The organism is Kosakonia quasisacchari (genome assembly GCF_004331415.1).
In the GTDB taxonomy this organism is placed as follows: domain Bacteria; phylum Pseudomonadota; class Gammaproteobacteria; order Enterobacterales; family Enterobacteriaceae; genus Kosakonia; species Kosakonia quasisacchari.
Genome location: NZ_SJOP01000004.1, coordinates 252,902 through 268,465, shown reverse-complemented (window position 1 = coordinate 268,465; position 15,564 = coordinate 252,902). Strand labels below are relative to the sequence as shown.

Genomic DNA, 15,564 nt, shown 5'->3' with positions numbered 1-15,564 from the left:
TGCTGCGACACGAGCGAATCTGGGTTTGGTTGACAAGGAGAGAGGCGTGAGGCGACTGCCGGGGATATTGCTGCTTACAGGCGCGACGCTGATTGTTATCGCAGCGCTGCTGGTAAGTGGGCTGCGCCTTGTTCTGCCCCATCTGGATAGCTGGCGCGGGCAAATTCTGGCGCAAATCTCCTCGCAAACCGGCGTTCCGGTTTCGGCCAGCCAGATACAGGCGCGCTGGGAAAATTTCGGCCCTGAACTGGACGTGCGCGACATTAACGCGACGCTGCCCGATGGCGGCGAGCTGTCGGTCAAACGCGTGACGCTGGCGCTGGATGTCTGGCAAAGTATGCTCCACATGCGCTGGCAGTTTCGCAATCTCACCTTTTACCAACTGGTTGCCCATAGCAATACCCCGCTACAGCGCAATGACACCGGTGAACCTATCACTACGGATCGCATCAGCGATCTGTTTTTGCGTCAATTCGATCACTTTGATCTTCGCGACAGCCGCATCAGTTTCTTAACGCTCTCCGGGCAGCGCGCTGAGTTGGCTATCCCGCAACTTACCTGGCTTAACGGCAGCGATCGTCACCGTGCGGAGGGGCAAGTCAGCCTTTCGAGCCTGACTGGGCAGCACGGTATTATGCAAGTGCGTATGGATCTGCGTGACGACAATGGGCTGCTGAATAATGGCCGGGTGTGGTTGCAGGCGGACGATATTGATGTCAAGCCCTGGCTCGCCAAATGGATGCAGGATAAGGTCGCGCTGGATTCCGCGCGATTCAGCCTTGAAGGCTGGATGACATTAAGCAAAGGCGTAGTTGAAAGCGGCGATGTATGGCTGAAAAAAGGCGGCGCCAGCTGGCAGGGATATAACACGCAGCACCGCATGACGGTGGATAACCTTACCGCACATGTTTCCCGTCAGCAGCAGGGCTGGCAGTTTGATGTGCCGGTAACGCGTATCGCGATTGATGACCATCCGTGGCCGCAGGGCGCACTGAGTTTTGCCTGGGTTCCGGCGCAGGAAGTGGGCGGTATCAGCAGTGTGCGCAGCGATGAACTGCGCGTACGTGCCAGTAACCTTGAGCTCAGTGGCTTAGAGGGACTGCTGCCGATTGCACAGAAAATCTCACCGGAACTGTACGACATCTGGCACACCATGCAGCCTCGCGGCAAGCTCAATCAACTGGCGCTGGATATTCCGTTGCAGGCGACCGAAAAAACGCGCTTCCATGCACAGTGGCAGGATATAGCCTGGCAACAGTGGGAATTGCTGCCCGGTGTTGAACATCTCAGTGGAACGCTTGCCGGCAGCATGGAGAATGGGCGCTTAACCGCCGATATCGCGCAGGCGAAGATGCCGTATAAGACGGTATTCCCCGAACCGCTGGAGATTGAAAAAGGCGTTGCCACGCTGAACTGGCAGAAAAACGAGCATGGCTTCCAGTTGGATGGACGCAATATCGACATTCAGGCCAATGCCCTGCGCGCGCGCGGTGATTTCCGCTATCTCCAGCCGCAAGGTGATGAGCCCTGGTTGGGTATCCTGGCTGGTATCAATGTGACGGATGCCGGACAGGCCTGGCGTTACTTCCCGGAAAATTTGATGGGCAAAGCGCTGGTGGCGTACCTGAGTTCGTCGATCAAAGGCGGGCAGACGCAAGATGCCACGCTGCTGTTTGGCGGTAATCCGAAGCTCTTTCCGTTTAAGCACAACGAAGGCCAGTTTGAAGTCGCGGTGCCGTTGCGCAATGCGACCTTTGCTTTCCAGCCTGACTGGCCTGCGTTGCAAAACCTCGATATCGATCTCGATTTCCTCAACGACGGTTTGTGGATGAAAAGCAGTAAAGTGGCGCTGGGTGGTGTAACGGCCAGCAACCTGACTGCCAATATCCCGGATTACGTCAAAGAGAAGCTGCTGATTGATGCAGACATTAATGGGCCGGGCAAAGCTGTTGGTCCCTATTTCAAAGAGACGCCGCTACACGACACGCTGGGCAGCGCACTGGATGAGTTGCAGATCGATGGTGATGTAAGCGCTCGCTTACATCTTGATATTCCGCTGGATGGTGAGCAGACCGTCGCTAAAGGCGATGTGGTGCTGAACAACAACAGCCTGTTTATCAAACCGCTTAACAGCACACTGAAGAACCTCAGCGGCAAATTTAGCTTCGAGAACGGCACGCTGAAAAGTGAGCCGTTGCAGGCAACTTGGTTTAATCAACCGGTAAATCTCGATTTCTCCACCACCGAGGGGGATAAGGCTTACCAGGTCGCGGTGAATCTCAACGGGAACTGGCAACCGGCAAAAACCGGCGTGTTACCTCCTCAACTTAATGATGCGCTGCGCGGCAGCATCGCATGGAAAGGTGATGTCGGCGTTGAGCTGCCGCACCGTGGCGGCACCACTTACAAGGTCAATCTTGATGGTGATTTGAGTAACCTTGCCAGTACGTTACCGCCACCGATGGATAAACCAGCGGGCAAAGCATTGCCGTTGAAGGTGAAGGTAGAAGGGAACCTGCACAGTTTCGATTTAACCGGTAATGCCGGTGGTAACAACCATTTCAACACCCGCTGGCTGCTGAATAATAAGCTGGCGCTCGATCGCGGGATCTGGACGTCGGACAGCCGTACACTGCCACCGCTGCCGGAGCAGGCCGGGCTTGAACTGAACTTGCCGCCAATGAATGGCGCGCAGTGGCTGGGCCTGTTCAGACAGGGCGTGGCAAACAATGTCAGCAGCGCAACCACTTTCCCACAGAGCATTACGCTGCGTACACCTGCCCTGACACTGGGCGGGCAGCAGTGGAATAACCTCAGCATTATTTCGCAGCCGCAAGATTCAGGTTCGACCATCGAAGCGCAGGGGCGCGAAATCAGCGGTACATTGACGATTCATGATAATGCGCCGTGGCAGGCAGCGATTCGCTACCTCTACTACAACCCGTCGAACGCGCCACCGGACGATAACGATATCTCTTCCCCTTCAACACTGCTGCGTGGCCAGACGCGGTTGGACTTTACCGGCTGGCCGGATTTGCAGCTGCGCTGTGCGGAGTGTTGGCTGTGGGGGCAAAAGTATGGTCGCATCGACGGTGATTTCGCCATTCAGGGCGATACGCTGACGCTGGCGAATGGGCTGGTGGACAGCGGCACCGCGCGGCTGACCGCTGACGGTGAATGGGTCAATCGTGAAGGCGCGGAGCGCACCTCGCTGAAAGGCGTGCTGCGCGGTGAGAAAATTGATTCAGCGATGGGCTTCTTTGGCGTACCGACGCCGGTGCGTGATTCGTCGTTTGATATTAATTACGACCTGCACTGGCGCAGCACACCGTGGCAACCGCAGGAAGAGTCGCTCAATGGCATCCTGCGTACGCGTCTTGGCAAAGGTAAAATTACCGATATCAGCACTGGTCATGCCGGGCAGTTGCTGCGCCTGTTCAGCGTCGACTCGCTGTGGCGTAAATTGCGTTTTGACTTCAGCGATACCTTCAGCAGTGAGGGGTTCTGGTTTGATTCCATTCGCAGCACCGCGTGGATCAAAGACGGTGTGCTGCATACCGACGATACACTGGTTGATGGCCTGGAAGCGGATATCGCGATGAAAGGTTCCGTGAATTTGGTGCGCCGCGAGCTGGATATGGAAGCGGTGGTAGCCCCGGAAATCTCCGCGACTGTCGGGGTGGCGGCGGCCTTCGCCGTAAACCCGATTGTCGGTGCTGCGGTGTTTGCCGCCAGCAAAGTGCTGGGGCCACTGTGGAACAAAGTCTCGATTCTGCGCTATCGCATTACCGGCCCGGTCGATCAGCCGCAAATCAACGAAGTCCTGCGCCAGCCGCGTACGGACAAAAAGCAATGATTTGACGGCATCAGCGAATTGCCTCAAGCTCCTTATATCGCAATTTTTATTGCCCGCAGTGGCGGCAACGACGAGAAAAAATGATGAGTCTTAATCTGGTAAGTGAACAACTTCTGGCAGCAAACGGCCTGAGCCATCAGGATCTGTTTGCTATTCTCGGTCAACTGACCGCGCGTCGTCTTGATTACGGCGATCTCTATTTCCAGTCGAGCTATCACGAATCCTGGGTTTTAGAAGACAGCATCATTAAAGATGGCTCTTACAATATCGACCAGGGCGTGGGCGTGCGCGCCGTCAGCGGCGAGAAAACCGGTTTTGCTTATGCGGACCAAATCAGCCTGCTGGCGCTGGAACAGAGCGCGCAGGCTGCGCGTACTATCGTGCGGGAAGACGGCGATGGCAAAGTGAAAACGCTGGGTGCGCTCGAACATCCAAGCCTTTATACCAGCCTCGATCCGCTGCAGAGCATGAGCCGTGAAGAGAAGCTCGATATTCTGCGCCGCGTAGATAAAGCGGCGCGCGCGGCGGATAAACGCGTACAGGAAGTAACAGCCAGTCTGACCGGCGTCTACGAACTCATTCTGGTGGCGGCGACGGACGGTACGCTGGCGGCGGATGTGCGCCCGTTGGTGCGGCTTTCCGTGAGCGTACAGGTTGAAGACGACGGTAAACGCGAACGTGGTTCCAGCGGTGGCGGCGGTCGTTTTGGTTATGACTGGTTCTTGCAGGATGTGGATGGCGATGTTCGCGCGGATGCGTGGGCGAAAGAAGCGGTACGCATGGCGCTGGTAAACCTTTCTGCGGTTGCCGCACCTGCGGGCACGTTGCCGGTGGTATTGGGCGCGGGCTGGCCGGGCGTGCTGCTGCACGAAGCGGTTGGACACGGGCTGGAAGGCGACTTCAACCGTCGCGGAACGTCTGTATTCAGCGGCCAGATGGGGCAACTGGTGGCCTCAGAACTGTGTACCGTTGTGGACGATGGCACCATCGCCGATCGCCGCGGTTCTGTGGCGATCGATGATGAAGGAACGCCGGGCCAGTACAACGTGCTTATCGAAAACGGCGTGTTGAAAGGTTATATGCAGGACAAGCTGAATGCGCGTCTTATGGGCGTTAAGCCGACCGGTAACGGACGTCGTGAATCTTATGCGCATCTGCCAATGCCGCGTATGACCAACACTTATATGCTGGCGGGGAAATCAACGCCGCAGGAGATTATCGAATCTGTCGACTACGGCATCTACGCACCGAATTTTGGCGGCGGCCAGGTCGATATCACTTCCGGGAAATTTGTCTTCTCCACTTCTGAAGCGTACCTGATTGAAAAAGGTAAGGTCACCAAAGCGGTGAAAGGCGCAACGCTGATTGGCTCCGGTATCGAAGCGATGCAGCAGATCTCCATGGTGGGTAACGATCTGAAGCTGGATAACGGCGTTGGCGTCTGCGGCAAAGAGGGGCAGAGCCTGCCGGTGGGTGTGGGCCAACCGACGTTGAAAGTCGATAACCTGACCGTCGGCGGTACGGCTTAAACCTTTTCTCACCCTCTTCGCACGAAGAGGGTGAATTCCTTACACTCTGCGTCCCTGCATGCTCTGATACACTTTCGCCACTTCAATAAAGTAATCCGTCAGATAATTAATGCACACCTGCACTTTCAGCGGCAGCTTATCTTTTTCGGTATAGAGCGCATAAACCGGGCGCGGATCCGACTGGTAACGCGGCAGCAGGATCTCAAGCTGGCCACTGTTGATCTCGTCGATCACCCACATTAACGGCACGAATGCGATCCCGGCACCGGCGGTCAGCCAGCGCGTTAGCGTCATTGGATCGTTGGTGACAAAACGCCCTTGTGGGATAAGCCGCGTGGCGATCCCTTCCGGAGCCACCAGCTCAAATTCGTTATCCGGACGCACGCTGTATTCAAGCCATGAGTGGTTCACCATATCCGCTGGCTTTTCAGGAATGCCGTACTGAGCAAGGTAGCTTTTGGCTGCGCAAACCACCATTGGCATCGCGCCAAGACGGCGGGAGAAGAGGCTGGAATCCTGCAACGCGCCGACGCGGATCACCAGATCCAGACCGTCAGCAATCAAATCCGGCGCCGGGATACCCGTGACGAGATTTACCGACAAACCCGGATGCTCTTTGAGCATATCGGCGGTCATTTTTGCCAGCACATTTTGCGCCATGGTTGAAGAACTGCCAATGCGCAGCGTACCGATTGGTGTGTTGTTAAAGGCGTAAAGCTGTTCGTGAACGTCCTGCACTTCATGCAGCATCCGGCGGCAGCCCTGGTAGTAAATCTTCCCTGCTTCGGTGAGCCCCAGGCTGCGCGTGCTGCGGTTCAACAGCTTTACCTGCAACTCATCTTCCAGTTTGGCAACGGTCTGGCTGATGGAGGAAACACTCATTTGTAGCTGTCGAGCAGCGGCGGTAAATGAACCTAATTCCACCACTTTGGCAAACACCGACATGCGTTTTAGTCGTTCCATTATTCACTCTGAGTTAAAAGTGATTTAGATCACATAATATAGATAACAGCATAACAGTTACGTTAATATACTATCTATTAAGAATATTCACGTCACTCTCGCCTGGCTCTCCTTGCCCTTACTCCTGCGGTGACGTTAGAACGAATTGTCACCTGCACGCTCTCTAATCAAGGTCAACATGAGTCTGTTTCCCGTCATCGTGGTGTTCGGTTTGTCGTTCCCACCGATTTTCTTCGAATTAATTTTGTCACTGGCGATCTTCTGGCTGGTGCGTCGGGTGCTGGTCCCCACCGGGATCTATGACTTTGTCTGGCATCCGGCGTTGTTTAACACTGCGCTGTATTGCTGCCTTTTTTACCTGCTGTCGCGCCTGTTTGTCTGAGGTAGAAGTGAAAACACTAACAAGAAATATCTCTCGCACCGCTATCACTATGGTGATGGTAATCCTGGCGTTCGTCGCGGTTTTCCGCGCCTGGGTTTATTACACCGAATCGCCCTGGACGCGCGACGCGCGCTTTAGTGCGGATGTTGTCGCTATCGCGCCGGATGTTACCGGGCTTGTCACCGCCGTTAATGTGCATGACAACCAACTGGTGAAAGAGGGCCAGGTGCTGTTTACCATCGATCAACCGCGTTACCAAAAAGCGCTGGCGGAAGATGAAGCCGATGTTGCCTACTACGAAGCGCTGGTGGCGGAAAAACGCCGCGAAGCCGGACGCCGTAACCAGTTGGGTATTCAGGCCATGTCGCGTGAAGAGATCGACCAGGCCAACAACACCCTGCAAACTGAGCTGCATCAGTTAGCCAAAGCTCAGGCGACCCGCGATCTGGCGAAGCTGGATCTGGAGCGCACCATCATTCGTGCGCCAGCCGATGGTTGGGTGACAAACCTTAACGTCTACGCCGGTGAGTTTATTACCCGTGGTTCCACCGCGGTGGCGTTGGTGAAACAACACACCTTCTATGTTCTGGCGTATATGGAAGAGACCAAGCTGGAAGGCGTGCGTCCCGGTTATCGCGCGGAGATCACCCCGCTTGGCAGCAATCTGGTATTGAAAGGCACGGTGGATAGCCTCGCCGCAGGCGTCACGAATGCCAGCAGCAGCAATGACAGCAAAGGCATGGCGACCATCGATTCCAACCTTGAATGGGTGCGGTTGGCGCAGCGTGTACCGGTACGTATTCGTCTCGACAAACAACAAGGTAACCTGTGGCCGGCGGGCACCACCGCGACGGTAGTGGTGACAGGTAAATCCGATCGTGATGAAAGCCAGGATTCGTTCTTTCGCAAAATGGCGCATCGACTGCGCGAGTTGGGGTAATCGCGATGGGGCTGTTATCCATTGCCAGCCAGCATTTGCGTTTTGCTTTCAAGCTGGCCTTTGCCGTCGTGTTGGCACTGTTTGTTGGTTTTCACTTTCAGCTTGAAACCCCGCGCTGGGCGGTGTTGACCGCAGCCATTGTCGCGGCGGGCCCGGCGTTTGCCGCCGGTGGTGAGCCCTATTCCGGGGCGATTCGCTACCGGGGGATGTTGCGTATTATCGGCACCTTTATTGGCTGTATCGCCGGGCTTGCCATCATCATCATGCTGATCCGCACCCCGCTTCTGATGTTAATGGTGTGCTGTGTCTGGGCCGGGTTTTGTACCTGGGTCTCTTCGCTGGTGCGTGTTGAGAACTCCTACGCCTGGGGGCTGGCGGGTTATACCGCGTTAATTATTGTTGTCACTATTCAGACAGAACCTCTGCTGGCACCGCAATATGCAGTTGAGCGATGCAGTGAAATCGTGGTGGGTATTCTCTGCGCGATTGTCGCCGATCTGCTCTTTTCTCCGCGCTCCGTCAAACAGGAAATTGACCGCGAGCTCGATAGCCTGCTGCTGGCCCACTATCAACTGATGCAGTTGTGTATCAAGCATGGCGATAGCGAAGAGGTGGACAAAGCCTGGGCTGCGCTGGTGCGTCGTACCAATGCCCTTGAAGGGATGCGCAGCAATCTGAATATTGAGTCTTCCCGCTGGGGGCGCGCTAACCGCCGCCTGAAAGTGATCAACACCTTGTCGCTGACGCTGATCACCCAAGCGTGTGAAACCTATCTGATCCAGAATACCCGTCCCGAGCTTGTTACCGACACATTTCGCGAGCTGTTTGCCGAGCCGGTCGATAACGTGCAGGAGATGCACAAGCAGTTAAAAAGAATGCGTCGAGTCATCGCCTGGACCGGTGAGCGGGAAACGCCTGTCACCATTTATAGCTGGGTGGGTTCGGCGACCCGCTATCTGCTGCTGAAACGCGGTGTTATTGGCAACGCGAAAATCAGCGCTGTCGAAGAAGAGGTGTTGCAGGGCGAAGTGGTGGTGAAAGCGGAATCTGCCGAACGCCACCATGCGATGGTTAACTTCTGGCGCACCACGCTTTCTTGCATGCTCGGAACCTTGTTCTGGCTGTGGACCGGCTGGACATCTGGCAGCGGCTCAATGGTGATGATCGCAGTGGTCACCTCGCTGGCGATGCGTCTGCCGAACCCAAAAATGGTGGCGAAAGACTTTATCTACGGCATGCTGTGGGCGTTGCCGATTGGTTCGTTCTATTACCTGGTTATCCTGCCATCGACGCAACAAAGCATGCTGTTGCTGTGTATTAGTCTGGCGGTACTGGCGTTCTTTATTGGTATTGAAGTGCAAAAGCGTCGGCTGGGTTCAATGGCGACGCTGGCGGGCACCATTAATATTCTAGTGCTGGATAACCCGATGACCTTTAAATTCAGCCAGTTTCTCGATAACGCGCTGGGGCAACTGGTTGGCGTGGTTCTGGCGATGGTTGTGCTTTTGCTGGTGCGCGATAACTCCCAGGCGCGCACCGGGCGTATGCTGCTGAACCAGTTTGTTTCCGCGGCCGTTTCGGCAATGACCACCAATACCGCGCGTCGCAAAGAGAACCACTTGCCCGCACTGTATCAACAGCTTTTTTTGCTGCTGAATAAATTTCCCGGTGATGTCGCGAAGTTCCGCCTCGCGCTGACGCTGATTATTGCGCACCAGCGCCTGCGGGATGCGCCGGTGCCGATCAATGATGATCTCTCGGCGTTTCACCGCCAGTTACGGCGTACTGCGTCACAAGTTATTTCGGCGGGCAACGACACGAAACGCCGCCGTTACTTCACTCAGTTACTGGAAGAGCTGGATATTTACCAGCACAAGCTACACCACTGGAACGCACCGCCGCAGGTTACTGAGCCGGTATACCGGCTAACGGGCATGTTGCATAAATACCAACATGCGCTGACCAGCAGTTAATGCCAAACCGACGCCAAAAGCGTCGGTTTTTTTATGGCTATACTTTCTAAGAGTTTTTATAAACCGCAGATCAGGAGGACAAATGACAACGCAGTCACTGCAGGACAATGCGCTTTTTCAGACCGGCTATCTGGTTGATGGTGTCTGGAAATCGCTGGATACCACATTTGACGTTCTGAATCCGGCGACGGGCGAAACTATCGCGAAAGTTGCCAAAGCAGGCAAGAAAGAGACAGAAGAAGCCATTGCCGCTGCGACACGTGCCTTTCCCGCATGGCGGGCGAAAACCGCGAAAGAGCGCTCGACCATTTTGTATCGCTGGTATGAATTGATCATTGAAAACAAAAGCTGGCTTGGCAGATTGATGACCACTGAGCAGGGCAAACCATTGAAAGAAGCAGAAGGTGAAGTGGAATATGCCGCCAGCTTTATTCAGTGGTTTGCTGAGCAGGCAAAACGCGCAAACGGTGAAATTATTCCGCCCATCAAGCCAGGATCACGCATTCTGGCGACGCGAGAACCGATTGGTGTGGTGGCCGCGATTACACCGTGGAATTTCCCGATGGCGATGTTGACCCGCAAGCTTGGGCCCGCGCTGGCGGCAGGCTGTACCGGCGTTATCAAACCGGCAAACAACACACCGCTTAGCGCTTTTGCGTTGCTGGCGCTGGCGAAAAAAGCCGGTGTGCCGGACGGTGTGTTGAACGCTGTTGCCGGGAATACATCTGAAATCAGCGATGCGATTATGGCCAGCCATGAGGTGCGCAAAATCTCGTTTACCGGCTCGACGGCGGTGGGGAAAACGCTGGTGCGAAACGCAGCTGAAACCATGAAAAAAGTGTCGATGGAGCTGGGAGGAAATGCGCCTTATATCGTGTTTGAGGATGCCGACATTGATGCGGCGGTGCAGGGCGCTGTTGCCAATAAATTCCGTAATGCGGGGCAGGTGTGCGTCAGCGTTAACCGCTTCTACATTCATGAATCTGTCTACGATAGCTTTACACAAAAACTGACCGAGGCTGTTAATGCGCTAAAAGTGGGTAATGGCCTGGATGAGGGCGTGGTTGTAGGTCCGCTGATTGAACGCGCTGCGGTGGACAAAGTGCGCGAGCATGTCGACGATGCCGTCGCCAAAGGGGCGAAAGTATTAGCCGGTGGCAAACCGCACAGCCTTGGCGGTAACTTCTGGCAGCCAACGGTGCTGGGTGATTGCAGCGATGGCATGAAACTGGCGCAGGAAGAGACGTTTGGCCCGGTTGCCGCCTGTTTCCGTTTCACCAGCGAAGAGGAGGTGGTGCAACGTGCCAATGCAACACCGTTTGGTCTGGCCGCTTATTTCTATACGCAGAACCTGCAGCGGGTATTCCGCGTTTCGCAGGCGATCGAAAGCGGCATGATCGGGATTAACGAGTGTGCGGTATCAACGGAGCTGGGGCCGTTTGGCGGGGTGAAAGAGTCCGGTCTTGGCCGGGAAGGTTCGGTGCTGGGGCTGGACGAGTTTCTGGAAGTGAAAACTCTGCACCTTGGGGGATTGTAATCATGTGGGCGGCGTTTTGCTGCCCTGTTGGGCTGATGGCGGAAAATGAATATCTACACTTTCGATTTTAAAAATATCGCTGATCAAAGTGCTTTCTACCGCGAGTTTAGCCGCCTGTTCGCTATTGAGCGCGAGAAAGTCCACGATCTGGATTCCTTGTGGGACACGGTGATGGACGGCGCGCTGCCCTTACCGCTGGAAATTGAATTTATTCATCTACCAGAAAAACAGCGCCGCCGCTTTGGCGCGCTGATCCTGCTCTTTGATGAAGCGGAAGAGGAGCTGGAAGGCGAGCTACGTTTTAACGTGCGGTGAGCGAAGGCAAAAAAAAGCCCCTGACGGGCAGGGGCAAGTCGTCGGACAAGACGACGAGGGTTTATTTATACAGTTCAGCCGTAACGTGGGTACTATCGCCCGTACGTGCTTCAATAATACGGTAACTGCTCGCGCCAGCCTGATCGGCTTTAGCAGAGAGCTCCTGGCGAATGTCCATTGGGACGCCCGCTCTTTGGGAAATGGAAACACTGCCCATAGGTTGCAGGTTGTTGGCCTGATCGCTATTAACAAGCGTTGCGGCGCTCGCACCGAAAGAGATCAAGGATGCAAGGCCAAGGGATGCGATGATGAGATTACGTTTCATTGTCTGTCTCCTTAAAAGAGACTCAACGGCGAGAAGGGTTAAAGTGCTATTTTTGTGCCTGGTGCCGTTGAGTGACGGTTAGATAGGGTTATCGGTAAAACTTATTTATACAGCTCTGCGGTTGCGTGCCATTGGTCGCCGCTACGTGCTTCAATGATGCGGTAAGCTGAAGCACCTTGTTCTTCCGCTTTTTTACTCAGTTGCGCGTTCATGTCCATCGGAGACGCTGTGACAGAACCGATGGAAACGGTACCCAGTGACTGGCGAGATTGAGCTTGTTCCGCGTTGATGGAATCCGCCGCGAAAGCGCCAAATGACAGGGCTGAAAGGATACTCAGTGTTGCAACGGTTGATTTGATATTCATGTCTAATACCTCGTCGTATTCTTTTATTTAATTTTTCGGAGGGTCTTGTTTCGTGACCCTCATCACAAAATCAAGTATACACTAATCACGCGAATAATTAATACCAAGCTAATTATAACCATGATGAATGGGAATATGATTTGCGGTTTTATATTGCAGAAAAGCATAAAAAACAGTATTCAGGTAAAAATTTAGTTAACGATAGTTAAGAAAATCATATGGATAGATGAATTTGATTTTTTGTGCGGTGGCATGCGCTGGGAAAGGGAAGCGAAACCATAAATCGCACTAACTGCTAAGTCTTTGATAGGGGAAAAGTCGAGTTGGGGAGCAAAAAGCCGAACATTCCCCCACAGCCGAAGCCGAGGGGAAGCGCTCATTACAATTCTTGTTCGAACAGCACCAGAATAGCTTCGAAGAGGTCTTTAACAGTAAAGCCTTTGGCTGGAGTAGTGAAAATGGTGTCATCCCCGGCAATAGTGCCAAGGATGCCCTCCGCTTTGCCCAGTGAATCCAGCAGACGTGCAATCAACTGTGCAGCGCCAGGGCTGGTGTGGATCACCACGACCGCATCGTTATAATCGATATCCAGCACCAGGTTTTTCAGTGGGCTGGAGGTGGTGGGAACACCCAGCTCTATCGGCAGGCAGTAGACCATTTCCATTTTCGCGTTGCGCGTACGCACCGCGCCGAATTTGGTCAGCATGCGAGAGACTTTAGATTGATTGATATTGTCGAAGCCCTCCTCTTGCAGAGCCTGAACAATTTCTCCTTGAGAACTGAATTTCTCTTCTTTAAGAAGCGCTTTAAACGCTTTAACTAATTCTTCTTGTTTTGCCGAGCTTCGCATAAGTCACCCGTAATATGGCCGTGAAAACAACATTATTATGCATATTGATGAATTTTTATGCAAATATTCTCGCGAGGAATTTCTGAAAACTGCTGAGAAGGCGCGAAGTTTATCAAATCCTGTAATGAAGCACAGCCACATGTGTCTTACGTCGCAAATAAGATTAAAAAGTAAATTAAATGTTATAAAGTTGATGTTATTTTGGTGGATATCGCAGCTATATTATAAACTCTCAGTGTTAGTTGCTTAGATTGCCGATCTGACGGTCATATCCATCCTTATATAAGATCTTAACAGTGGGCTGCGCCGCACTATTTTGGCGCGTTTATTGTCATAATTACCAGGGTGGATTAAGGTCGCCGCAACGGAGTAACAAAATATTTAGCTAACCATAATAAGGAGTTTAGGATGAAAGTCGCAGTCCTCGGCGCGGCCGGTGGTATCGGTCAAGCGCTTGCCCTACTACTGAAAACACAACTGCCTTCAGGTTCAGAACTCTCTCTGTATGATATTGCACCTGTCACCCCTGGGGTTGCCGTTGACCTCAGTCATATTCCTACCGCAGTAAACATTAAAGGCTTCTCCGGCGAAGATGCGACGCCAGCGCTGGAAGGCGCCGATATCGTGCTGATTTCGGCAGGTGTGGCGCGTAAACCGGGTATGGATCGTTCCGACCTGTTTAACGTCAACGCCGGTATCGTGAAAAACCTGGTCGCTCAGGTGGCGAAAACCGCGCCTAAAGCCTGTATTGGTATCATCACTAACCCGGTTAATACCACAGTCGCGATTGCTGCTGAAGTGCTGAAAAAAGCCGGTGTTTACGATAAGAACAAGCTGTTTGGCGTTACCACGCTGGACATTATTCGTTCCAACACTTTCGTGGCAGAGCTGAAAGGCAAACAGCCGACGGATATCGAAGTGCCGGTTATTGGCGGCCACTCTGGCGTGACAATCCTTCCGTTGCTGTCGCAGATCCCGGGCGTGAACTTCAGCGAGCAGGAAGTAGCCGATCTGACAAAACGTATTCAGAACGCCGGTACTGAAGTGGTAGAGGCGAAAGCGGGTGGCGGTTCAGCGACGCTTTCTATGGGTCAGGCCGCCGCGCGTTTTGGTTTGTCGCTGGTGCGTGCGCTGCAAGGCGAGCAAGGCGTTGTTGAATGCGCTTATGTAGAAGGTGACGGCGAGCATGCGCGTTTCTTCTCACAGCCGCTGCTGCTGGGCAAAAACGGTATTGAGGAGCGTCATGCAATCGGTAAGCTCAGCGCGTTTGAACAGCAGTCGCTGGAAGGCATGCTGGATACGCTGAAAAAAGACATCCAGCTTGGCGTCGATTTCGTTAACCGTTAAGCCTTGTTGTCCTGCGAGCGCAGGAAGAAAAAACCGGAGCCTGTTGCTCCGGTTTTTTTATGGCGATCAATTGGTCGCCGGGTATTCCTGAATTGTGACCTTGAAGGTGAGCTTCTTGTCGTCGCGCATGACCTCGACGGGGATTTCAGAACCAGGGCGGATTTCTGCCACTTGATCCATGGTTTCGAGGGCGGAAACAGCTGGTTTTCCATTCACCGAGGTGATCACATCATTGACCTGAATCCCCGCGCGCGCCGCCGGGCCATCCGGTGAGACTTCGTTGACAACGATCCCCTGGATCGGGTCGATACCGCCGCCCTGAGTATGTAATGGCGCGATCTCCCGGCCGCCAATACCGATATAGCCACGGATCACGCGACCGTCGCGGATCAGCTTATCCATAATTTTAGTCGCCAACTGGAAGGGAATGGCGAACCCGATACCTTCCGGCGTTTCACCGTCATTGCTTTTATCAAACGACAGGGTGTTAATACCCATCAGTTCGCCCAGTGAATTCACCAGTGCGCCGCCGGAGTTACCGTGGTTAATGGAAGCGTCAGTCTGCAAAAAGTTTTGCCGCCCGCTGGGATTCAAACCAATACGACCCGTGGCGCTGATAATCCCCTGGGTCGTCGTTTGACCAAGGTTATACGGGTTGCCGATCGCCAGCACCACATCGCCGATATGCGGCGTGCGCTTCGTGTTGATGGGGATCACCGGCAAGCCACCGTTAGCATTGATCTTCAACACCGCAAGATCGGTCAACGTATCCGAGCCCACCAGTAACGCTTCAAATACCCGACCATCCTGCAACGCGACAATGATTTGGTCGGCATCGTTGATCACATGTTTGTTGGTGATGATATAGCCGCGCTGATCCATGATGACGCCGGAACCGAGCGTACGAATTTCGAGGCGATCATGGGTGGAGCTATTCAGGCTACGGTTATAGACGTTCACTACCGCAGGCGCTGCGCGACGAACTGCCGGGTTATAGCTGGCAGGCGTTTCATCGGCGCTGTCGATTTGCGGCGTCGCGAGCGGAATGTTTTTACGCAGCGAAGGCATGGCGGCGATGATCAGACCACCGACGACCAAACCGATTGCCACGGAACGTAAAAGCTTCACATACATGATGGGATAGTCATTAAAAGGAGAACGGCAGCAGCATAACATGAGTTA

General features: G+C 53.9%; 13 protein-coding genes. 8 read left to right on the top strand and 5 right to left on the bottom strand.

Going from position 1 to position 15,564, the window contains the following annotated elements; genetic code table 11:
- Positions 1–46 precede the first annotated feature (46 nt).
- Both yhdP and tldD read left to right on the top strand, forming a co-directional pair.
- On the top strand, positions 47–3,856 hold the full coding sequence (gene yhdP, locus E0L21_RS06610) for an AsmA2 domain-containing protein YhdP (protein WP_131407855.1): 3,810 nt from the start codon (positions 47–49) through the stop codon (positions 3,854–3,856).
- 83 nt (positions 3,857–3,939) lie between these two features.
- Positions 3,940–5,385 carry a metalloprotease TldD gene (gene tldD, locus E0L21_RS06605; RefSeq protein ID WP_131407915.1) on the top strand — a complete coding sequence of 482 codons (1,446 nt, stop codon included), beginning with the start codon at positions 3,940–3,942 and terminating at the stop codon, positions 5,383–5,385.
- Between the two features lie 39 nt (positions 5,386–5,424).
- Here tldD and aaeR read toward each other — a convergent pair whose 3' ends face one another.
- Positions 5,425–6,348: an HTH-type transcriptional activator AaeR gene (gene aaeR, locus E0L21_RS06600; RefSeq protein WP_131407853.1), complete on the bottom strand. Its 924-nt coding sequence runs from the start codon at positions 6,346–6,348 to the stop codon at positions 5,425–5,427.
- 178 nt (positions 6,349–6,526) lie between these two features.
- Between aaeR and aaeX the strand changes: the two genes are divergently transcribed.
- The 5 genes from aaeX to E0L21_RS06575 all read left to right on the top strand — a co-directional run bounded on the left by aaeX (position 6,527) and on the right by E0L21_RS06575 (position 11,495).
- A complete protein-coding gene (aaeX, locus tag E0L21_RS06595; RefSeq protein ID WP_061492969.1) occupies positions 6,527–6,730 on the top strand; it encodes a p-hydroxybenzoic acid efflux pump operon protein AaeX in 204 nt (67 codons plus the stop codon).
- A 7-nt stretch (positions 6,731–6,737) separates the two neighbouring features.
- Complete coding sequence (aaeA, locus tag E0L21_RS06590) at positions 6,738–7,670, top strand: p-hydroxybenzoic acid efflux pump subunit AaeA (protein WP_131407851.1); 933 nt, start codon at positions 6,738–6,740, stop codon at positions 7,668–7,670.
- 5 nt (positions 7,671–7,675) lie between these two features.
- Positions 7,676–9,643 carry a p-hydroxybenzoic acid efflux pump subunit AaeB gene (aaeB, locus tag E0L21_RS06585; RefSeq protein WP_131407849.1) on the top strand — a complete coding sequence of 656 codons (1,968 nt, stop codon included), beginning with the start codon at positions 7,676–7,678 and terminating at the stop codon, positions 9,641–9,643.
- A gap of 82 nt (positions 9,644–9,725) precedes the next feature.
- Entirely contained in the window at positions 9,726–11,180 is a 1,455-nt protein-coding gene (locus E0L21_RS06580; protein ID WP_131407847.1) for an NAD-dependent succinate-semialdehyde dehydrogenase, read from the top strand.
- A gap of 45 nt (positions 11,181–11,225) precedes the next feature.
- Positions 11,226–11,495: a barstar family protein gene (locus tag E0L21_RS06575; RefSeq protein WP_131407845.1), complete on the top strand. Its 270-nt coding sequence runs from the start codon at positions 11,226–11,228 to the stop codon at positions 11,493–11,495.
- A gap of 61 nt (positions 11,496–11,556) precedes the next feature.
- Here the strand turns inward: E0L21_RS06575 and yhcN (E0L21_RS06570) are convergent, their stop codons facing one another.
- The 3 genes from yhcN (E0L21_RS06570) to argR all read right to left on the bottom strand — a co-directional run bounded on the left by yhcN (E0L21_RS06570) (position 11,557) and on the right by argR (position 13,035).
- Positions 11,557–11,820, bottom strand: coding sequence for a peroxide/acid stress response protein YhcN (gene yhcN, locus E0L21_RS06570; RefSeq protein ID WP_131407843.1), 264 nt, complete (start codon positions 11,818–11,820; stop codon positions 11,557–11,559).
- A gap of 101 nt (positions 11,821–11,921) precedes the next feature.
- Positions 11,922–12,185, bottom strand: coding sequence for a peroxide/acid stress response protein YhcN (yhcN, locus tag E0L21_RS06565; RefSeq protein ID WP_017457302.1), 264 nt, complete (start codon positions 12,183–12,185; stop codon positions 11,922–11,924).
- Between the two features lie 379 nt (positions 12,186–12,564).
- Complete coding sequence (gene argR, locus E0L21_RS06560; protein ID WP_131407841.1) at positions 12,565–13,035, bottom strand: transcriptional regulator ArgR; 471 nt, start codon at positions 13,033–13,035, stop codon at positions 12,565–12,567.
- Between the two features lie 408 nt (positions 13,036–13,443).
- Here argR and mdh point away from each other — a divergent pair, with 408 nt between their 5' ends.
- Positions 13,444–14,382, top strand: coding sequence for a malate dehydrogenase (mdh, locus tag E0L21_RS06555; RefSeq protein ID WP_131407839.1), 939 nt, complete (start codon positions 13,444–13,446; stop codon positions 14,380–14,382).
- 66 nt (positions 14,383–14,448) lie between these two features.
- Here the strand turns inward: mdh and degS are convergent, their stop codons facing one another.
- On the bottom strand, positions 14,449–15,516 hold the full coding sequence (gene degS / locus E0L21_RS06550) for an outer membrane-stress sensor serine endopeptidase DegS (protein WP_020455456.1): 1,068 nt from the start codon (positions 15,514–15,516) through the stop codon (positions 14,449–14,451).
- Between the last annotated feature and the right edge of the window lie 48 nt (positions 15,517–15,564).